General features: G+C 32.6%; 23 protein-coding genes. 19 read left to right on the top strand and 4 right to left on the bottom strand.

Annotated features, from left to right (window positions below):
- The first annotated feature begins 106 nt into the window (after positions 1 to 106).
- From gcvH to AAFU52_RS12415, 4 genes are all read left to right on the top strand, one after another.
- Positions 107 to 490 carry a glycine cleavage system protein GcvH gene (gene gcvH, locus AAFU52_RS12400; RefSeq protein ID WP_024771609.1) on the top strand — a complete coding sequence of 128 codons (384 nt, stop codon included), beginning with the start codon at positions 107 to 109 and terminating at the stop codon, positions 488 to 490.
- Complete coding sequence (locus tag AAFU52_RS12405) at positions 462 to 884, top strand: VanZ family protein (protein ID WP_161635309.1); 423 nt, start codon at positions 462 to 464, stop codon at positions 882 to 884. The genes gcvH and AAFU52_RS12405 overlap by 29 nt, the downstream gene beginning before the upstream one ends.
- Before the next feature lie 135 nt (positions 885 to 1,019).
- A complete protein-coding gene (locus AAFU52_RS12410; RefSeq protein ID WP_024771607.1) occupies positions 1,020 to 1,745 on the top strand; it encodes an energy transducer TonB in 726 nt (241 codons plus the stop codon).
- Between the two features lie 110 nt (positions 1,746 to 1,855).
- Entirely contained in the window at positions 1,856 to 2,599 is a 744-nt protein-coding gene (locus AAFU52_RS12415; RefSeq protein ID WP_024771606.1) for an energy transducer TonB, read from the top strand.
- 50 nt (positions 2,600 to 2,649) lie between these two features.
- Here AAFU52_RS12415 and AAFU52_RS12420 read toward each other — a convergent pair whose 3' ends face one another.
- Entirely contained in the window at positions 2,650 to 3,519 is an 870-nt protein-coding gene (locus AAFU52_RS12420; protein WP_438426574.1) for an MBL fold metallo-hydrolase, read from the bottom strand.
- Between the two features lie 314 nt (positions 3,520 to 3,833).
- On the opposite strand from AAFU52_RS12420, the gene cyoE reads away from it, so the two are divergent.
- The 15 genes from cyoE to tsaB all read left to right on the top strand — a co-directional run bounded on the left by cyoE (position 3,834) and on the right by tsaB (position 17,468).
- Positions 3,834 to 4,670 carry a heme o synthase gene (cyoE, locus tag AAFU52_RS12425; protein WP_394331064.1) on the top strand — a complete coding sequence of 279 codons (837 nt, stop codon included), beginning with the start codon at positions 3,834 to 3,836 and terminating at the stop codon, positions 4,668 to 4,670.
- Positions 4,661 to 5,242 (top strand): cytochrome c oxidase subunit 3, encoded by a 582-nt coding sequence (locus AAFU52_RS12430; RefSeq protein WP_438426575.1) that lies wholly within the window; start codon positions 4,661 to 4,663, stop codon positions 5,240 to 5,242. The genes cyoE and AAFU52_RS12430 overlap by 10 nt, the downstream gene beginning before the upstream one ends.
- A gap of 139 nt (positions 5,243 to 5,381) precedes the next feature.
- Positions 5,382 to 6,365 (top strand): cytochrome c oxidase subunit 3, encoded by a 984-nt coding sequence (locus AAFU52_RS12435; protein ID WP_438426576.1) that lies wholly within the window; start codon positions 5,382 to 5,384, stop codon positions 6,363 to 6,365.
- Between the two features lie 23 nt (positions 6,366 to 6,388).
- Positions 6,389 to 6,748: a cytochrome C oxidase subunit IV family protein gene (locus AAFU52_RS12440; RefSeq protein ID WP_438426577.1), complete on the top strand. Its 360-nt coding sequence runs from the start codon at positions 6,389 to 6,391 to the stop codon at positions 6,746 to 6,748.
- A gap of 190 nt (positions 6,749 to 6,938) precedes the next feature.
- Positions 6,939 to 7,592 carry a hypothetical protein gene (locus AAFU52_RS12445; protein WP_438426578.1) on the top strand — a complete coding sequence of 218 codons (654 nt, stop codon included), beginning with the start codon at positions 6,939 to 6,941 and terminating at the stop codon, positions 7,590 to 7,592.
- Positions 7,593 to 7,603: 11 nt separating this feature from the next.
- Positions 7,604 to 8,338, top strand: coding sequence for an SCO family protein (locus AAFU52_RS12450; protein ID WP_438426579.1), 735 nt, complete (start codon positions 7,604 to 7,606; stop codon positions 8,336 to 8,338).
- Positions 8,331 to 8,879, top strand: coding sequence for a DUF420 domain-containing protein (locus AAFU52_RS12455; RefSeq protein WP_438426580.1), 549 nt, complete (start codon positions 8,331 to 8,333; stop codon positions 8,877 to 8,879). Before AAFU52_RS12450 ends, AAFU52_RS12455 begins: the two co-directional genes overlap by 8 nt.
- A gap of 15 nt (positions 8,880 to 8,894) precedes the next feature.
- On the top strand, positions 8,895 to 9,128 hold the full coding sequence (locus AAFU52_RS12460; RefSeq protein WP_438426581.1) for a hypothetical protein: 234 nt from the start codon (positions 8,895 to 8,897) through the stop codon (positions 9,126 to 9,128).
- 211 nt (positions 9,129 to 9,339) lie between these two features.
- Positions 9,340 to 10,041 carry an ABC transporter ATP-binding protein gene (locus AAFU52_RS12465; RefSeq protein WP_024771596.1) on the top strand — a complete coding sequence of 234 codons (702 nt, stop codon included), beginning with the start codon at positions 9,340 to 9,342 and terminating at the stop codon, positions 10,039 to 10,041.
- The gene (locus tag AAFU52_RS12470; protein WP_438426582.1) at positions 10,034 to 11,263 is read left to right on the top strand and encodes an ABC transporter permease; all 1,230 of its coding nucleotides are present in this window, start codon (positions 10,034 to 10,036) and stop codon (positions 11,261 to 11,263) included. Before AAFU52_RS12465 ends, AAFU52_RS12470 begins: the two co-directional genes overlap by 8 nt.
- A gap of 17 nt (positions 11,264 to 11,280) precedes the next feature.
- Positions 11,281 to 12,543 (top strand): ABC transporter permease, encoded by a 1,263-nt coding sequence (locus AAFU52_RS12475; protein ID WP_438426583.1) that lies wholly within the window; start codon positions 11,281 to 11,283, stop codon positions 12,541 to 12,543.
- A 30-nt stretch (positions 12,544 to 12,573) separates the two neighbouring features.
- Positions 12,574 to 13,692, top strand: a complete 1,119-nt coding sequence (locus AAFU52_RS12480; protein ID WP_438426584.1) for an efflux RND transporter periplasmic adaptor subunit — start codon at positions 12,574 to 12,576, stop codon at positions 13,690 to 13,692.
- Positions 13,693 to 13,798: 106 nt separating this feature from the next.
- Positions 13,799 to 15,313, top strand: a complete 1,515-nt coding sequence (locus tag AAFU52_RS12485) for a TolC family protein (protein ID WP_438426585.1) — start codon at positions 13,799 to 13,801, stop codon at positions 15,311 to 15,313.
- 80 nt (positions 15,314 to 15,393) lie between these two features.
- A complete protein-coding gene (locus AAFU52_RS12490) occupies positions 15,394 to 16,671 on the top strand; it encodes an efflux RND transporter periplasmic adaptor subunit (protein WP_438426586.1) in 1,278 nt (425 codons plus the stop codon).
- A gap of 134 nt (positions 16,672 to 16,805) precedes the next feature.
- Entirely contained in the window at positions 16,806 to 17,468 is a 663-nt protein-coding gene (gene tsaB, locus AAFU52_RS12495) for a tRNA (adenosine(37)-N6)-threonylcarbamoyltransferase complex dimerization subunit type 1 TsaB (protein WP_438426587.1), read from the top strand.
- Here the strand turns inward: tsaB and AAFU52_RS12500 are convergent.
- From AAFU52_RS12500 to AAFU52_RS12510, 3 genes are all read right to left on the bottom strand, one after another.
- A complete protein-coding gene (locus AAFU52_RS12500) occupies positions 17,422 to 18,129 on the bottom strand; it encodes a hypothetical protein (protein WP_438426588.1) in 708 nt (235 codons plus the stop codon). The two genes, tsaB and AAFU52_RS12500, sit on opposite strands and share 47 nt — an antisense overlap.
- Before the next feature lie 329 nt (positions 18,130 to 18,458).
- Entirely contained in the window at positions 18,459 to 19,166 is a 708-nt protein-coding gene (locus tag AAFU52_RS12505) for a hypothetical protein (protein WP_438426589.1), read from the bottom strand.
- Positions 19,167 to 19,296: 130 nt separating this feature from the next.
- On the bottom strand, positions 19,297 to 21,333 hold the full coding sequence (locus AAFU52_RS12510; protein ID WP_438426590.1) for a thioredoxin domain-containing protein: 2,037 nt from the start codon (positions 21,331 to 21,333) through the stop codon (positions 19,297 to 19,299).
- Between the last annotated feature and the right edge of the window lie 24 nt (positions 21,334 to 21,357).

Below are 21,357 nucleotides of genomic sequence, written 5' to 3' on the forward strand. Positions count from 1 at the left end.
GGTGTATTATTGTTTTTTGATAATTTTTTATCAGGTTTTCTCAAAATTTAATAAAATAGATTTATTTTCGTCATCATAATATTAACAACTCATAAATTTTTTTGAAATGAATACTCCTGTAGATTTAAAATATACCAAAGATCACGAATGGATCAAAATTGAAGGCGATATTGCAACTATTGGTATTACTGATTTTGCGCAAAGCGAATTAGGTGATATTGTTTATGTAGAAGTAGAAACAGTTGGCGAAGAATTAGAAGAGCAAGAAGTTTTTGGTACCGTAGAGGCAGTAAAAACGGTATCAGATCTATTCTTACCAATGGCAGGCGAAATTATCGAATTTAATGAAGCTTTAGAAAGTGAACCAGAATTGGTAAATAGTGACCCATATGGAGCGGGTTGGATGGTAAAGGTTAAAATATCTGATGTTTCTCAAATTGACGATCTATTGCTGTCTGCAGATGAATATAAAGAGGTTGTTGGGGCATAAGACCCTTTTTGTCCTGGTTGTAGTATTAACCTCTCTGGTGACGTGGGCGTCACTGGCAAAATTTATTAATCCAGTTGCATTTACGATAGAAGGGAGTGATAAAATAGGTCATTTTATTGCATATTTTACCTTAACTATAGCATGGGCTTTGTTTTTCTTTTTTTCTGAAAAATTGAATAAAAATTTAAAACAGAGTTTAATTATTACTTCGGTTATATGTATCCTATATGGTGTCCTGATGGAAGTATTACAAGCACTTTTAACAACATATCGTAGTTCTGATTGGTATGATGTAGTTGCAAACACAAGTGGTACAATTTTTGCAGTATTTGTTTTTGTAGTGTTTAAAAGTAAATTACTAAGATTTAAACAAAATAAACAGGAAATCAGATAGATAACAGCTGTGTTATCACTGAAAAGTAGATAACATAAAAGTTAAAAAACTTATTTTTTGTTTTACATTTTGATCTTTAGTTGGAAATTACAAAAGAAATTAGCTATTTTAGCAATCCTATAACGATTATATAATATGGAACCAAAGAAAAATCCAAAATCAGATTTAACTAAGAAAAGTATCTTATTCCTTCAATTAGGACTTATTTTAGTTCTTTTTATAACATGGCAGGGAATAGAGTGGAAAACCTACGATAGAACCAATATAGATATAGGCCAGGTTAATCTTGATGAATTGGAAGAAGAAGATGTGCCAATTACTCAAAACCTGAACACACCTCCACCACCTCCACCACCTCCACCAGCACCAGAAATTATTGATGTAGTAGAGGATGAAGAAGAAGTAGAGGAGACTATTATTGAGTCTACAGAAACGAATCAGGAAGAAGAGATCGTTGAGGTAGAAGAAATTGAAGATGCAGATGAAGAAGAAGTAATTGCTGATGTACCATTTGCAGTTATCGAGAATGTGCCGATTTTTCCTGGTTGTGAGAAAGCAGGAAATAATGCAGCTAAAAAGAAATGTATGAGTGATAAGGTTAAGAAGTTTATTAACCGTAAATTTAATACAGAGATTGGTAGTGAATTAGGTCTTTCGGGTGTTAATAGAATCTATGTGAGATTTAAAATTGATAGAAGTGGTAATATTGTTGGTGTTCAAGCAAGAGCTCCACACCCAAGATTACAAAAAGAAGCACAAAGAGTTGTTAAGTTATTACCTAAAATGACTCCAGGAAAACAAAGAGGAAAAGCAGTAGGTGTACTGTATTCTCTACCAATAGTTTTTCAGGTACAGGACTAAAAAGAAAATACCTTATAAAATATCAGAATCCCGTCACAATATGTAGACGGGATTCTTTTTTTTGGTATGCTTGTTGATTTAGATTAATTGTAACGTTAAAACTAAATATTATGAGTAACAAGCACGATGCTAATGTACGAAAAAGTACATTGGTGAATTTTCAGATTGGACTTATAGCAAGTCTTTTATTTACCTATGTAATGTTTGAGGTGTATACCGCTACACCAATAGTTAATGATAGCGATATTGACCTTACAATTGAAGAGCCCGATGTAGATTGGGATGGGGTTTACAAAATTTATGAAGAGCCCAGGCCAAAAGAAGTTGCCAGAAAGTATACAAAGCCAGCTGTTGTTCCAGAAGAATTTAAAGTCATTGATAATGATACTGAAATAACAGATGCAGATAAGGTGTTCAAAAATGAACCAATTGAATCTAAGCCATTTGATCCTAGTACAATTAAGGATGTAGAGCCTGTAGTTGAAGATCCTCCGTTTTTTGATTTTATAAAAGTAGAATCTGTTCCTGTATTTCCTGGATGTGAAATGTTAGGGACCAATAAAGAAAAGGCGGCTTGTTTTTCTGAAAAAATTAGAAAAATCGTTTCCAGAAAATTTAATACAGAATTAGGAGAAAAATATGGTTTAACAGGAGTGCAACGAATCTATACTCAGTTTGATGTTGATGACGATGGGATGATTAAGAACATCCGGGTTAGAGCAGCGCATCCAAAATTAAAAAAAGAAGCGCAAAGAGTGATTAACTTGTTCCCACAGATGACACCTGGTAAACAAAGAGGTAGAGCTGTAACTGTGAAGTATCAGTTGCCGATTGTTTTTAAAATACAGAACTAAAGATAAAAGCCTGCTGATTATATTAGCAGGCTTTTTTTAATGGATTCTTTTTATTTGGTGAGACTAGTGTAAATCGTTTTTCGCATACGTTCTGAGTTAATAAATCCATCACCATATCCTTTTGCATCATAAGTCGCCGTAAGCGAGGTGTTCTTTGTAATATCTTTTTCAGATTTCTCAGCATCGATTTCTTTTTGAATAGTACTGGTGATTTCTTTTAGCATTTTCAAAAACATTTCCAAATCTTTTTTCGTTGCCAATTTCCCATGTCCGGGAATGATTTTAGTGGCATCGTTTGCGATAAGTAATGCCTTTTCTGATGCTTTTATGTATCCCTTAATGCTTCCGCCAGATTTTAAATCTATATAGGGATAACGTCCATTAAAAAAGGTATCTCCCATATGTAGTACATTTCCATTTGCAAAATAGATAAGAGCATCTCCATCGGTATGAGCATTGTGTACATGAAACGCTTTTACGTTTTCATCTTTGAAATATAATTGCAACCCTTCGTTAAATGTAATTACTGGTAACGATAGCGGAACAATGCTTCCTTTTTCCTTTTGTCCTTTTTCCATTCTGGATCTTACATTTTTTTGAGCAAAGATCGTAGCGCCTCTATTCGCCATATTTTCATTCCCGCCGGTATGATCCCCATGATAATGTGTGTTGATTACCATAGTAACCGGTTGGTCGCTTATTGTTTTTAGATTGGTGAGAATTTTATCTGATAATCTTGCAAATTGATCATCAATGATAAACAATCCTTTTTCGTTTTTGAAAACACCAATATTACCTCCCTGACCAGTTAGCATATAAATATTATCAGACAATGGATCAACCGTGATTTTGACTTCTTTATCTTGTGCATTGGCTGCAAAGAAAAGTGTAAAGGCTGCGAGAATCAGTAATTTTTTCATTAGAGATGATTTTATGTGGTTTTTTATGATGATTTGTCGTTAATAAAGCACAAAAATTACTCTTGGCTATTGGGGTGATTATCAAAATGTTCTGTAAAAAGAAATTTTGATCAGCTCTTAGAATTGTTTGTTTGTTGTGAGGGAAGTTGTTAAAAGGTGAATTATAAGTAGTTATAAGTTGTCTAAAATGCTTTTAAGATATATCTTTGCACCACTTTTAAAAAAGCTATTTAGAAAACGTGCAAAATTTGAGCGTGACCCAAACGAATACTATAAAAACCTCGATTGTTCAGGATTTTAAAGAAATTACAAAGATGCGTCTGGCATTAAGTGTGGTTTTTTCTTCTGTTGCCGGATATTTGTTAGGTGTAGAAACAGTTTCCTGGAATACTCTGATTCTTCTCGCTGTAGGAGGTTATTTTATGGTAGGGGCCTCAAACGCGTATAATCAGATTATAGAAAGAAATTTAGATAAGCTGATGGATCGTACTAAAAATAGACCGATTCCGTCTGGAAGAATGTCTGTTAATACGGCTTTTGCAATTGCTACATTTTTTACAATTGCAGGAATATCTGTGCTTTATACGATTAATCCTCAAACGGCTATGTTTGGAGCGATTTCTATATTTATATATGTAAGTTTATATACTCCATTAAAAACAAAAACACCATTGTCTGTTTTTGTTGGTGCTATTCCCGGAGCAATTCCTTTTATGTTAGGCTGGGTGGCAGCAACAAATAATTTTGGAATAGAGCCAGGAACATTGTTTATGATTCAATTCTTTTGGCAGTTTCCACATTTTTGGGCTATAGGATGGTTTTTGTTTGATGACTATAAAAAAGGAGGATTTTTTATGCTTCCGACAGGTAAAAGAGATCAAGGCACTGCTGTGCAGGTTATTATTTATACATTATGGACTGTGGTAACCTCTTTAATACCTGTTTTTGGAGTTACTGGTAAACTTTATCTTACTCCGGTGTCAGGAGTAATCATTCTGTTTTTAGGAATAATTTTAATTAGATCTGCAGTTCGATTATATAAGGTTAGAGATGCTAAAACAGCAAAACAATTAATGCTAATGAGTGTTTTGTATATAACGTTATTACAAGTCATTTATGTAGTAGATAAATTTGTTAGAATATGGATTTAACACAAGGAACAACACAAGAAAAAGTTAATAGATCCAAAAAAACCATGATGTGGTTTGCTATGATCAGTATGGCAATGGTGTTTGCAGGACTTACTAGTGCTTATGTTGTGAGTAAAAGTAGGAAAGACTGGGGGATAGATCTTGTTTTTCCAAATGCATTTATATATAGTATATTGATAATAGTAGCAAGTAGCGTTACATTTTACTTTGTGAAAACTGCGATTGAGAAAAATAATAGAGGCTTAGCTACATTATTACTACTCTCTACACTTGCATTAGGAATTATATTTATATTCTTGCAGTTTGAAGGGTTTAGCGATATTATTAGACAAGGATATCATTTTACAGGTCCGACATCTAATATCGTTACTACATTTATGTTTATCATTGTAGTAACACACCTAGCACATATCATTGGAGGGATATTAGTGCTTTTAGTTGTAATTTATAATCATTTTAAACAAAAATATAAAACAGGTCAAACTCTTGGTTTAGAACTAGGTGCTATGTACTGGCATTTTGTTGATTTCCTGTGGGTTTATCTCTTTTTGTTTTTGTATTTCGTTAAATGATCTTAGATCATTGATTTAATACTATAAAAGAGATTGTTTTAAAGAAAAGCATCTGTGACAATTAAAAAATAAATTTGAGCAGGTGAAATGATAAAATTGATTATTTTTGTGGAAAATTTAACAATACCAAATTCTTTATATGGAAACAACTGTTACTAAAACAGGTACTGAAGATAAAACCTGGGGAGGTGGCAATCAACCACTCAAGGTAAGTTATGGTAAGATGATGATGTGGTTTTTTATCCTTTCGGATGCACTTACATTCTCTGGTTTTTTAGCCTCTTATGGCTTTTCAAGATTTAAGTTTATAGATTCATGGCCAATAGCTGACCAAGTATTTAATCACTTTCCATTCTTACATGGGGTAGATGCTCCAATGTATTATGTGGCTTTGATGACTTTTATTCTGATTTTTTCTTCGGTAACTATGGTGTTAGCCGTAGATGCTGGACATCATATGAAAAAGAAAAAGGTGATTTTTTATATGTTCCTGACTATAATTGGTGGAGCAATATTCGTAGGGTCACAAGCCTGGGAGTGGAAAAATTTTATCAAAGGAGAATACGGTGCAGTAGAAACCAAAGGAGGACAAATTTTGCAATTTGTGGATGGAGAAGGACATAGAGTAGGTCTAAAAGATATCGCAATTATCGATACCCATAAGGATAGGACTCAGCATGAGCGAAAAAATGGAATCTGGTACAAAAAGGAAGGAACTCTTCCTACCTATACTATCGAAGAAATAAGAACAGGTTTTGCAAAAAGAAAAGATCTTTTGGTAAGAACCCAAACGCTAACAGAAAAAGGAGAGAAAACAATCTTATCAAGAACAGAGTCTTTAAAAAGAATACAGGCAGATGCCATTGGTATAGTAGAAGGAGCAAATCTTGTACATAATGAATATGGTACTCCATTATTTGCTAACTTCTTCTTCTTTATTACTGGTTTTCACGGTTTTCACGTGTTTTCTGGAGTCGTTATTAATATCATTATTTTTATCAATGTAATTCTTGGTACTTATGAAAGGAGAAAGAATTATGAAATGGTAGAAAAGGTTGGTTTATACTGGCACTTTGTAGATTTGGTATGGGTATTTGTATTTACATTCTTTTACCTGGTTTAATAAAAATTTAGTAGTTATACAGCATGGCACACGATACAGCACATCACGAATCGAATATAGGAAGAATCTGGAAAGTATTTATTCTATTATCTGTTGTTACAATAGTAGAAGTAATATTTGGGATTATAAAACCTGCGTTTTTAATAGAAACCACTTTAATTAGTATGAAACTATTAAATTGGATTTTTATTATTCTTACAATTTACAAAGCATATTATATCACCTGGGCATTTATGCATATGGAGGGTGAAACTAAAGGCTTAAGAAGAGCAGTAGTTTGGACAGGAATTTTCTTAATTTGTTATTTAATATTTATCCTGCTTACAGAAGGAGATTATGTATATGAAGTTTTTAAAGCAGGGCATAAAAGCTGGGACTTTTAATCCTTTAGGTATATAAGTTAAAAGCATTGTAAAAAGACGGTTTGTTAAGCCGTCTTTTTTTATTTTTGCACAATTGTTTTAAACTTATTTCAAAAATTTATACTATTTGTTGTTTGAATTTTCTTTTCTGGTAAATTGAAATGATAAACAGTATTAGATATCGATTTTATAACTATTTGATACTTGTCAAATGAAAAAATTTCTTGTCTTAGGAATCTTATTTGTATTACCACTTGTGGCTTATTTATTTTTTGCTTCTGGAGTACATAATTTCGCTAAACTCCCTGTACTTAATGAATCTATAGAGGATCTTAAAAATTTTGAGCCTTTATCCAAAAAAGAAGTTAGTTTTTCTGATAAGATTACCGTACTGGGTTTCTTGGGTAAAGATATTCATAACAAACAGGGAAATGCCTTCAACCTAAATCAAAAGATTTATAAAAAAAATTATGGATTTCGGGACTTTCAATTTGTGATGGTTTTACCTTACGGTAGCGAGAATGCTGCAAAGAAACTGTTGGATGAATTAGATGATATTACCGATGTTTCTGAGTGGAACTTTATTTTTGGTACCCCAGAAAGCATAAAAGCCTTGTTTAAGAGTTTAGAAGTGCCACATCAATTAGATGATAATTTCGCTACGCAGTATGTGTATATAATTGACAAAAATGGAGGACTAAGAGGGAGAGACGGTAATTTGAAAGAAAACGAATCAAAAGTATATGGTTATGATGCAAGTTCTGTTGCGGATTTATCAAATGTCATGAGTGATGATGTAAAAGTGATTCTTGCAGAGTATCGTTTAGCTTTAAAAAAATATAAAGCAGATCGTAAAGAGAAATAAAGAATAAACCCATGAAAAAAAATTCATACATCGGGATATCGTTTATCATATTAATTTTTGGAATCATTTTTATACCAAAGATTATAAATAGAATTAAAAGCACTTCGATTGTTAAAAACGATAGGATGAGTGCTAGTAATCCTGTTGCTAATGAAAAACTTAGTTATATAAAACTTAACGGAACACCAAAAAAAGTTCCTGAGTTTGCATTCTTAGATCAGGATAGTATTCTAATTACTAATCATGATTATAAGGGTAAAGTATATATAGCAGAATTTTTCTTTACCAGTTGCCCAACTATTTGTCCTAAGATGAATAAAAATTTGGTGTATCTGCAAAATAAATTAAAAGACGATGAAAACTTTGGAGTAGCTTCTTTTACGATCAATCCTAAGTTTGATACCCCAAAAAGACTTAAGAAGTATGCAGAGAAGTATAAAGTAACAGATCCTGACTGGCATTTTTTGACAGGAGATAGAGAAGATATCTATGAGTTGGCCAATGCTGGATTCAATATTTATGCAGCAGAGAATCCCGATGTACCGGGTGGATTTGAACATAACGGCTACTTTGCTTTAATTGATCAGGAAGGATATATAAGATCTAGGTACGATGCAGCAGGCAATCCAATTATTTACTATAGAGGAACAATTGGAGTAAAGGAAAAAGTAGATGAAAATGGTGAAGAAGAGCAAATAACTATTCTATTAGAAGATATAAAGAAACTATTAAATAAGAATGAGTAACAACAACCAATCAGATGTAGAAAAAAAATACAATAAGTGGATTGTAGTTTTATCGGTTTTTATTCCTCTTGCAGTAGCTGCATTATTTGGGGTTAATCTGAGAAAACTTGGATTTGATGTGAAACCTCTTACTTTTTTACCACCAATATATGCTACGATTAATGGTTTAACTGCTGTGGTTTTACTAGCTGCTTTGTGGGCAATAAAAAATAAGAATATTACATTGCATGAGAAGCTCATGAAAACAGCTATTTTATGCTCGGTATTGTTTTTACTTATGTATATCGCGTATCATATGACTAGTGATTCTACTCGATTTGGAGGAGAAGGGATGATACGATACATATACTATTTTATTTTAATCACTCATATAATCCTGTCTGTTGTCGTTATTCCTTTTGTGTTGATTGCTTATGTAAGAGCATTGGCAAAAAAGTTTGATAGGCATAAAAAAATTGCGAGAATTACATTTCCGATTTGGTTATATGTAGCTGTTACAGGAGTGATTGTATATTTTATGATATCACCATATTATGTTTAGTTTGAATACATATTTATGCGAATAAAAGTTTTTTACATACTAATTCTTTTTTTGATATTTACCACCCCGGTAGAGGCACAATGTGCAATGTGCAGAGCGGTTTTGGAGAACGAAGAAGGGCAGGAAACAGCAAAAGGGATCAATAATGGTATTGTATATCTAATGGTTGTACCATATATCTTAATAGGAGTTGTGGGGTATTTTATTTATAGAAATAAAAGAAAATTGACAACTACAAAGAAGCCTTAATTAAAGAGTTCTTAATTTTTTAACATTTTCATAACAAGAAAAGCTGTAACAAAAATACCATCTAGTTAGTCTTATGTAACAAGACGACACTAACCAATCAATAAGTCTTCAGGGGAAAACTGTAAGATTGATCTAATACTATATAGTATTTTTAGGCTAGTGGTCTCAGTTTTACTAAGGTATTTTGCCTTACAAATCTTAATCCAGTATTATGATTGAAATAAAAGACTTACATAAATCTTACCAAATGGGAAGCAATTCGCTTCATGTACTCAAAGGAATAGATTTTAATGTAAAAGAGGGCGAGTTGGTCGCTATAATGGGGTCTTCGGGTTCTGGAAAATCTACATTGTTAAATATCTTAGGAATGTTAGATGAGGCCGATAGCGGAAGCTATTTTTTAGATGAGGTTCCTATCAAAGGATTAAACGAAACTAAAGCAGCACAGTATCGTAACAAATTTTTAGGATTTGTTTTTCAATCCTTTAATTTGATTAATTACAAGACAGCTTTAGAAAATGTTGCTCTACCATTGTACTACCAACGCAAAAAGCGAAAAGAAAGAATTGATACAGCAATGGATTATCTTAGCAAAGTAGGGTTGGCAGAATGGGCAACGCACTTACCAAGTGAACTTTCCGGAGGACAAAAACAACGTGTAGCAATTGCCAGAGCATTAGCTGCAGATCCTAAAGTGTTATTGGCAGATGAGCCCACAGGAGCTTTGGATAGTAAGACATCCTATGAAGTAATGGATATCATTCAGAATATTAATGATGAAGGTAAAACAATATTAGTAGTGACTCATGAGCCGGATATTGCTGATATGTGTAAACGTATAGTACACCTTAAAGATGGTGTTATTGTTGAAGATAAAGAAGTAGAACAAGTTAGAGCATCTCAATATGTTTGATAGAGATAGATGGGGTGAAATATTTGAAGCCATAGGGAAAAATAAACTACGTACATTCCTTTCTGGGTTTACGGTGGCTTTAGGAATCCTGATCTTTACCATTCTATTAGGGCTGGGTAATGGTCTTCTCAATAGTTTTTTAAGCAGTTTTGTCGATGACGCTCAAAATATCATATTCATTCGTGGAGGAAACACATCAAAAGCATATAAAGGCTTTCAGGAAAATAGAAGAATTCAGTTTAAAAATGAAGATTTCGAATTTATAAAAAGTAATTATATAGGCAAGGTTGAGTTTGCTACCCCAAGAATATATAGAAATGGTTCTGCAAAATATAAAAAAGAATCTGGTAGCTATAGCATAAGAGCAGTACACCCAGATCATCAATATCTTGAGAAAACCATAATGATGAATGGACGATATCTTAATGAATCAGATGTTAATGAGCGTACCAAGAACATTGTTATTGGTAGATTGGTAGAGAAAGATCTTTTTAAAAATGAAAAGGCCTTAGGTAAAATGCTAAATGTAGATGGGATAGCCTATAAAATAATTGGAGTTTTTCAAGATAGTGGCGGTGATAATGAAGAGCGAATAATCTATATGCCATATAAAACTGTTCAATTACTCTATGGAAATAATGATCATATTAACCAGATAAACCTATCTTATAATATGGCTATGAGTACCGAGCAGGCTATTGCATTTTCTAAAAAAATTGAAGAAGATTTCAAAGAAAAATTTAAAGTAGCACCAGACGATCAAAGCGCAATCAGGGTGCGAAGTTTTGCAGAAGACATAAAAGAAACCATGGTTATTCTTGGAGGTATTTATATGATCATATTTGTTGTGGGTATAGGTACTCTAATCTCTGGGATTATTGGTATCGGTAATATCATGACATTTAGTGTTAAAGAACGTACCAAAGAATTAGGAATCAGAAAAGCACTGGGAGCGTCGCCAAAATCTATCATAGCTATGGTACTCCAAGAATCAGTTCTGATAACATCAGTTGCAGGATATCTTGGATTAATTTTGGGGATTCTGGCATTAAAACTTATAGGTAATAACCTGGAAGAGTTCTTTATTCTTAACCCTAAAGTTGACACAGGTATTATTATGATTGCAACAATAATATTGATATTTTTTGGTCTTTTAGCAGGATATATTCCAGCAAGAAGAGCAGCAAGAATAAAGCCTATAATTGCGTTGAGAGATGAATAACTAAAAATCGAATTGGTATGAAATTTATATTTGAAAGAGATACCTGGCAAGAAATTTATGGAGCTATTCGTAAGAATAAAATAAGAACCATAATCACAGTTATCGGGGTAACCTGGGGAGTGTTTTTATTTGTGTTTCTTTTGGGAATGGCTAAGGGCTTGGATAATAGTTTTAGAAGTCAGTTTAATGATTTTGCAACCAACACGATGTTTGTTTGGGGGCAACAAACCAGTATACCTAACGAAGGTTTTAAAAGAGGGAGACGAATGCAACTCACATTAAATGATGTAGAAACATTAGAATCTCAGGTTGATGATATTGAGTATATCGCTCCTCGTAACGTTACTGGTCAATGGGGAACTCCACCCGGGCAATTTGTAAAAGGGTCTAAGTCGGGAGCATTTAAGGTATTTGGTGATTATCCAACGATCGACAAAGTATCAAAGAAAAAAATATTTGATGGTGGAAGATTTATTAATGAAGAAGATATAAAATATGAACGTAAAGTCTGTGTTATTGGTGAAGATATCTATAAGCAATTCTATGATAAAGATGAAGAAGCGGTAGGGGATTTTGTGAGAATAAATGGAATTTATTTCAAAGTAATAGGAGTGTATAAACCTACTCAATCTGGATTTGAAGGAGACGATTCTATTTTCCTGCCATTCACAACGTTTCAAACAATTTTTAACCAAGGTGAAAATATATCCTGGATGGTGATTACTGCCAAACCAGATAAGAATATAGTAAATACAGAAGCTACAATAAAAACTACGCTTAAGAGAATGCATAATGTGCATCCAGATGATACACAGGCTTTTGGGAGTTTTAATTTAGGCGAAGAAGTGGCAAAAATTAATGGATTCCTGGCCGGCATGCGTTTAATTACTTATATAGTAGGAATAGCTACACTTATTGCCGGAGTAATTGCAATAGGTAATGTTCTTTTAATAACAGTTAAAGAGCGTACAAGAGAGATTGGAGTGCGTAGAGCATTGGGGGCGACACCAGCAGAAGTAAGAGGGCAAATCATGTTAGAGTCTGTATTGCTTACTTTTATAGCAGGATTATTAGGTTTTATTTTTGGTACACTGTTACTTTGGGGTATTAATACTGCAATTGGTAATAATGATAATGTGCCCATTTTAAATCCTACAGTCGATTTCTTTGCGGTAGCAGGAGCATTATTGTCAATAGTGTTGTTAGGAACGCTAATAGGACTTATTCCAGCGCAAAAAGCAGTAAGCATAAAGCCAATAGAGGCATTAAGAGAAGAATAAAATAAATAACCAGAATAATCATCAATCAAAATGAAAAAGTTTTTTAAAATTTTACTAGTTGTAATTTTCGTGGCCTTACTTGGTTTTTCAGGTAAGTACCTTCTAGATTCTAATAGCAAATCACCGATTGTATTTACTACAGAAAAAGCGTTTAAAACTTCTATTGAAGAAAAAACAGTAGCAACAGGAAAAGTAGTTCCTGAGGATGAAGTGGCAATCAAACCCCAGATCTCTGGAATTATAGAAAAGATTTATGTTGAAGAAGGAGCAGCAATAAAAACCGGAGATTTAATAGCTAAAGTAAAAGTAGTGCCTAATGAACAATCCTTAAACAGTGCCAGAGGACGTGTTAAAAATGCACAAATTGTTCTAAATAACTCTAAGGTAGAGTACGATAGAAATAAAGCACTTTTTGATAAAGGAGTAATCTCTAGTCAGGATTTTAACAATATAGATCTAAGGTATAGTCAGGCAAAACAAGACCTTTCAAATGCTCGGAGCGATCTTCAGATCATACGATTGGGTTCTGCAGGAGGTTCTTCTACAGCTAATACTAATATACGTGCAACTGTATCAGGAACAATCCTTGAGATTCCTGTTAAAGAAGGAGATCAGGTGATCGAAAGTAATAACTTTAACGATGGAACCACAATTGCTACAATTGCAGATTTGAACAAAATGATTTTTGAAGGAAAAGTAGATGAAGCAGAAGTGAATAAGTTAAAAATTGATATGCCTCTAAAAGTTAGTCTGGGAGCAATTCGAGATAAAGAATTTGATGCAAAACTAAAATTCATTGCACCAAAAGGAGATGAGGAACAAGGAGCAGTTCAGTTTAAAATCGAAGGTGAAGTTTTTCTGGATAAGTCATATTTTATAAGAGCAGGGTATAGCGCAAATGCTTCAATTGTTTTGGAAACAAAGAATGATATTCTCGCTGTAAAAGAAGCACTTTTACAATTTGATAAAGAAACAGAAGACCCTTATGTAGAAGTGCAAACAGGAGATCAGAAGTTTGAAAGAAAAGATGTTGAGATTGGTATTTCTGATGGTATTAATGTTGAAATCCTATCAGGAATAACCGAAGAAGATGATATTAAAGTTTGGAATAAAACAGAGCCAATTAAAAAAGAAGATGAAAAAGGCTAAAACCAGCATGTTTTAAAATAGTATTTTTGATAGTAGTTAGGTAATTAAAAATATTTTTTTAAATAATCTGTAACAACATCAATCAAATATATACCTATACCATAGTATGAAAATAATAGTAAAAGATTTAGGCAAGTTCTCGTCACAAAAGAACACTATAGATTTTAAACTTATGAGAGTTAGAATTTTAATTTTATGTATTACGTTTTTTGGAGTGCTAGAAACTCAGGCACAAGAAAAGAAGTGGACATTACGCGAATGTGTAGAATATGCTTTAGAAAATAATATTGCGATAAAGCAATCAGCATTAGATGTAGAGGCAACAGAAATTGATAGAATTGATGCTATAGGAAATTTTCTACCTTCATTAAATGCATCTGCTTCTAACTTTTGGAGTTCTGGTTTATCAACAGATCCTATTACAAACGAAAATAAAACACAGACATTTAGAAGTTCTAATTATAATGTAAGTGCTGGAATAACCATATTTGGTGGTTTAAGAAATATAAAAAGATTTCAAAGAGCTAAACTTAATAAACTACTAAGTCAATATAATCTTGGCAAATCTAAAGATGATATCGCGTTATTTGTTGCAAATAGTTATTTACAGGTGCTTTTAAACAAAGAATCTTTAAAAGTAGTAGAGAAACAGCACGAGATCACCTTAGAACAATTACAACGTACTAAAGATCTTGTAGAAGCAGGAGTGTTGCCTCAGGGTGATCTTCTCGAAATTGAAGCAACTTCGGCAGATGAATTAACTAGAATTGTGCAGGCAGAAAATGCTGTGCAGATTGCATTAATTGGATTAGCGCAACGGTTGCTAATTAAAAATTACGAAGATTTTGATATTATAGAACAAGAGTATCTGGTTCCCGGATCAGAGATGTTAGATAAACCTATTGATCAAGTGATTGCTCAAGCCAGAGAATCAAGATACGAAGTACAGATTGCCGAGCAGAATAAACTTATAGCAGAAAAAGACCTTGAAATTGCAAGAGGAGCATACTATCCTACATTAAACGGTTCTTTTAATTATAATACAAGAGAATCAGGAGCTAAATCTTTTGCACGTATTTTGGATGAGAATAATCCTGTATCAACTCAGAGTATTGGTGTTGTAGAAGCAACAGGGCAGAATGTTATTACTCAGAGTCCTAATCTACTTCTTGTAGAACAGAATGCTGCATCATATATTGATCAGTTGTATACCAATGATGGGATTTCTTATGGATTATCTCTTCAAGTACCAATTTTCAATGGGTTTTCTGCAAGGAATGCTGTAAAAAGAAATAAGGTTAATGTAAAGCGTACAGAATTTCAATTAGAACAGGCAGAATTGGATTTGGATAGTAACGTATACCAGGCATATCTTGATGCAAAAGGAGCTGCAGAGGCATATGAGGCTGCTCAGGTTTCTGTAAAGGCTCAGGAAAGAGCATATGAATATGCAAAAGATCGTTATGATGTAGGACTAACTAATGCATTTGATTTTAGTCAATCAAAATTTAGGTTAGAAAATGCACAGAGCCAGGAAGTACAAAATAAATTTGATTATATTTTTAAATTAAAAGTGCTAGAACTTTATTTCGGAATAAAGATCGCTGATATAAAATTATAGAATAGTAGCATTCGATTTTTTGGCTACTATATAGAAAAAGATTGTATTTTCATAGAATAGAATTAACGTTAAAGTACGTCATGAATAAAAAAAAATTACTCTTCATTTTAGGTATAGTTGCTGTTGTGATCATACTACTCGTTTATGGTAAAAAAGCAGGATGGTTTGGCGAAAGCGGAAACTTTAAAGAAGTATCAGTTACCAAAATTGAGAAAATTGATATTGTAGAAACTGTTTCAGCTACTGGCAAAATACAACCCGAAGTAGAGGTTAAACTTTCTTCAGAAGTATCAGGAGAGATTATCGACTTGCCAATCAAAGAAGGTCAACAAGTTCAAAAAGGAGATCTTTTGGTTCGTATAAATCCAGATATTATTCAATCTGGATTAAACAGATCTCAAGCGGCATTAGAAAATGTAAGAGCAGGATTAAGACAAGCTGAAGCTAGTTTAAAGGAATCAAAACTAAGCTATGATCGTAATAAAGCATTGTTTGATAAAGGAGTGATTTCTAAAGCAGATTGGGATAGATCAATCTCGGCATATGAAGGAGCAGAAGCTGCTAAACAATCGGCATATTATAATGTAAGAAGTGCTCAGGCGACTGTTAATGAAGCCAAAGATAATTTAAGCAGAACTACGATATATGCCCCGATGACTGGTACAATTTCTAAGTTGTCTGTAGAACTTGGAGAAAGAGTAGTAGGTACTCAACAAATGGCAGGTACAGAGATTGTACGTGTTGCTGACCTTAGTAATATGGAAGTAGAAGTAGATGTGAATGAAAATGATATCGTTAAAGTTTCAATCGCAGACTCTACTATTGTTGAAGTAGATGCTTATCTAAAGAAACAATTTAAAGGAATCGTTACAGAAATTGCTAACTCTGCAGAAAATGCTGTAAGTGCAGATCAGGTAACTAATTTTAGAGTGAAAGTTCGAATTCTGGAAGAATCGTATACTGATTTAACAGAAGGTAAACCCGAAAACTATTCTCCGTTTAGACCGGGTATGACAGCTACAGTAGATGTTATTACCGATAAAAGAAAGGATGTAATAGGAGTTCCTATAAGCTCAATAGTAATTAAAAACGATACTTCTGCTATAAAAGAAATTTCATCTAAGGATAAAATTTCATCAGATACCAATAAAAAATTCGAATGTGTGTTCGTTAAGAATGGCGAAACAGCAAAATTAAGAGTGATAAAAACGGGTATCCAGGATGATAGTAATATCGAAATAACTAGCGGATTGAAAGAGGGAGATGAAGTTATAACAGGGCCTTATAATGTAGTTACCAAAATACTTAAAACAGGAGATAAGGTAACTACCGAGAAAGAGAAAAAATCTACCAAATAAAAATACCATCAAAAGTTAGATACTAATCAAAATATTTATCAGTTAAAACTTCAGTATAATATTTAGTAAAGGACACATCTAATTAGATAAACAATTTTGTCTAATTAGATTATCTTTGCCTAAATTTTTGATAAATGGCTTATATCCTTTGTATAGAAACTTCAACAACCAATTGTTCTGTAGCTTTAGCTAATGGCGAAGAGGTGATTGGATTAATAGAGGATTATGATAGTACATATTCTCATGCAGAACGATTGCATAATTTTATAGATAAAGTTATCAAAGAAGCTGGATTGACTCCAAAGGACCTCTCTGCCGTTTCAGTTAGCAAGGGGCCTGGATCATATACGGGATTAAGAATAGGGGTGTCTGCAGCAAAAGGTTTGTCCTATGCATTAGATATACCATTACTATCTGTTCCTACTCTTCACTCGCTAGCACTACAGGTATCACAGGAAAAAGACAGCTATATTATCCCTATGCTTGATGCTCGAAGAATGGAAGTGTATTCTGGTGTATTTACTAATACTTATGAAGAAATAAGAAAGACAGAAGCAGAGATTCTTATTGACACCTCTTTTGAAGCGTATTTGCAGGAGAAAAAAGTATATTTTATAGGTAATGGTGTTGAGAAATTTTCAGCTATTTGTAGCGATGTTAATGCTGTATTTATACAAAACAAATTGCCATCTGCAAATGAGATGGCAATGTTAAGTTATCCTAAATTTTTGAAAAAAGATTTCGAAGATGTTAGTTACCTCGATCCGTATTACTTAAAAGACTTTGTGACGGGCTAGAGTCAGAGCTTTTTAGAGCATTATATCTAGCAACAAGTCGAATTAAATCTTCTTCTTTTCTCAAACGAATTTTTTCCTTTTTTAAATACGTTTTTAACTCGTTTTGTTTATCATTAAATGCTGCAAGCATTTCTTTTTTGTTCATAGGTAATTCCATGATAACACCCGATTCTTCCAGATAATAGGAGGTAAGCATTCTAAGTGTTCCTGGGTCAGAAGGACCACTAATTATTGGACCTGTTTTTTCGGGATCTTTTACCTTGAGTGTAAATTTTTTATAAATACGATACCTATCGGTTAATTCTACTAATACATAGTAGCCATCTCTATTGCTTCCTCGTTGATTTTTGAATTCACAGTAATAGAAATAATCACCATCAATTCGAGCATGAATAGTTGGGCTTTTAACCACTTCGTATAATTTAGATTGTGAATTATATTCAAGAGCATCAGAATAAATGTTATACTTAAGTTTAGCATCAAAAGTTCCTGATTTTTCATCAATAACACTTGATTCTTTATAACGACTCTTCATATAAATACTACCATCATATTCATCATATAAAGAAACTCTGGTAGTAGGTGTAAGTAAATTTCGGGGTAATTGAGCAAATAATGCCGACGATGCTGTTAAGCATAAAAAAAGTAATATTCTTCTCATAGTTTTTCGATTTAGGTGTGATAAACTTAAAGAAATAACACTTTAAATACAAATATTAAGCTTTTTTGATCAAATTTTTACGAATTTCATAATTCAAACACATGAAGCATTAAATTATTAGGAATAAAATTGCAATTTTAACAGATAATTCACATACAATTTTTACGGTAAAACCGTAAAAATTGTAGGATTTAGATTACTAACTTGTTGTTCGTCTATGGTTTAATGTGTTTAAAAAATCTATGAAATACACTTTTTTGACGTTTATTGAATGACTCAAAATGAAAAAATGATTAAGTGTTTTATGGACACATTACTTAAAAAAGGTTTTATAATGTGCTATAGAAACTTATTAATTTAGCCAAATCCTTTTCTTTCTTTAAACTTAAATTTTCTTTACTAATAAAATCTTTTACTTCTTTTTGATTTTCAGGAAAGATACTTGCCGTTTTCTTTTTACTTGAACTAACAGGGAATAATTTTTCGTTTATTTCTATATAATAGGCCTGTTGATCTGTAAATTTTGCAGGAGTATTTTTATGGTATGAAGTATTTGCAATTTTGGCTTTGGTATATTTTTTTACAAGTAATTTGTATAAACTGATTTTGGCATTACCTTTTAGTTTGACTAAATACCCTTTCTTTGTTTGGTTGTTTAAATCTTTGTACTTCTTATAATGATATTCTTTATTATTAATACGAGCATATATATGTTCACTCTTAAGAAGACCATGTAATTCAGAAACTTCTGAGGTTTTACTTACTTCTATTTGATCATCAAATACATTATATCGCAAAAATAATTTTTGAATTTTTTGTTTAGAATTCGTATGTACAATTTCTCCTAATTCAAACTTTTCATTTTCATATGGAGATCCTTTTGTTTTATTATGAATATCATTTGGGTTTTTAGAGTTTTTAATACCCTTGTGTATTTCGAATAAAGGAGTTAAGAAATCCCCATGACCAGTTCCTATTTGAGCATTAACAGTAAATACAAATATGGAAGCTATAAAAAATAAGATTATTTTTTTCATAATATGTGAATTTTGGATTAGTGTTGAAATATCATGTTATACAAATTTGGCTCAAAAACCACGCCAATTTAATTTTGAAATTCAGTATTGATTTCAGTTGAATCCCTTGTGGGTTTTCTTCCAAGGATATTTACTCTAAAGGTAAAATGTTTTTAAATTCTTCAACCGGATATTTACATGAATTATTTACGCATAAATAAAACAAAGTTTTGTCTTTAACAAATCTGTTTTTTAATAAGGCTGTATTAGAATCTGATGTACCCCCTGCCATTAGCTTATTCGGAATATAAATTTGATTTACTTCTTTTAATTTGATTTTTGCTTCTTTACCTATAATAACCAATTCATAAAAGTCAAAAGAAAAATTAAGCATAAGATCTAACCAATTAGAGTATCCTGATGCATAAGATTTGATTTGCGGTTTAATATTATGTAACATTTGTTCACTTATTTCTTTGTAATTAGAACGATCATAATAATGAGATAGTAGAAACAAGTTCTTAGCCATAATCGAATTGGATGCCGGGATTACATTATCACTATACTCTATAGTACGCGTAATGAGTTTTGGATCTTGATCAGAAGTGAAATAGAATATATTTTTATTTTCATTAAAAAAGTGACTTAAAGTATATTGTGTAAGTTGTTCTGATATCTCTAGCCATTCGGGATCAAATGTGTTTTGGTATAAAGCTATAAAGGCTTCAATAACTAATGCATAATCTTCTAAATACCCATTAATGGTACTTTTACCGTTTTTGTAGTTATGAAATAAAGAGGTATCAGTTTTTAACTGAGTAGTTTTGATAAAATTTGCATTTTTTAAGGCAGCATCCAAAAACTTTTTCTCTCCAAAAACTCTATAAGCATCCAGGTAACCTTTTAACATTAAAGCATTCCAGGAGGTTAAGGTTTTATCATCTAATCGTGGTCGAGAGCGTTTTTCACGTTCATGAAGTAAAATTTGTTTCCATTGAGAGATCTTTTTAATCAAGACTTTGCTGTCGATATTATTTTTATCACAAAACTTTTGATGAGTATCCTTTCTAATTAGAACATAGTTTTCTTTTTCCCAGAAACCGTATGAATTTATATTGTAATAATCAGCAAAGAGAGGATAGTCACCATCTGGGACTATTTTTTTTAGTTCTTCTTTGGTCCATACATAAAAAGCTCCTTCTTCTAATTCTCCATCCAGAGTTTTGCTATCTGCATCCAGAGATGAATAAAAGGCACCTTCTTTATTGGTGAGTTCTCTTGATATAAAATCCAGAGTTTCATATACCACATCCTTAAACCAGGGATCGTTGGTGACCAAAAAAGCGTCAGAATACAGACTTACCAATTGCGCATTATCATATAACATTTTCTCGAAATGAGGAACATGCCATTTCCCATCAGTAGAGTATCGGGAAAATCCTCCCCCAACATGATCATATACCCCGCCATATGATATTTTTATCAAGGTGTTTTTTACAAAATCTAATAGTGTTTCGTCTTTGGTTTGATAGGCATATCGAAGAAGGAAATGATAATTATTTGGCATCATAAATTTTGGGACTCGTTTTGTACCCCCTTTTTGATGGTCAAAATGAGAACTCCATTCTTTTACAGAAGATGCTATAAATTCTTTGTCAAAATTAAGAGCATTAGTATTTACCTCGATGAGGTCTACAGCTTTAATTCCTTGTTCCAGTTTTTCGGCATATTCTATTAACTTATCGGGTTGTTTTTCATATAAGTTTGAAATTTGCTTTAATGCATCAACCCAATTTCCTTTAGGGAAATAAGTACCTCCCCAAACAGGTCTTCCGTCGGGTAATATAACCATATTAAGAGGCCAACCACCACTACCGGTCATTAATTGCACAGCACTCATATATACCTGGTCTATGTCTGGTCGTTCTTCACGATCTACTTTAATATTTATATAGTTGGCATTCATGACTTCTGCTACTTTTGGGTCTTCAAAACTTTCATGTTCCATAACATGACACCAATGACAAGCTGCGTATCCTATACTTACAATGATAAGCTTGTTTTCTTTTTTAGCTTGTTGTAGTGCTTCTTCTCCCCAAGGTTTCCAATTCACGGGATTGTGTGCATGTTGCAAGAGGTATGGACTGGTTTCATGAATAAGGTCATTAGTATAGGCATGTTGTTCCATAGAAGATTTGTTTTGACTTGTACA

Source organism: Aquimarina macrocephali (assembly GCF_051627225.1).
Classification (GTDB): domain Bacteria; phylum Bacteroidota; class Bacteroidia; order Flavobacteriales; family Flavobacteriaceae; genus Aquimarina; species Aquimarina macrocephali.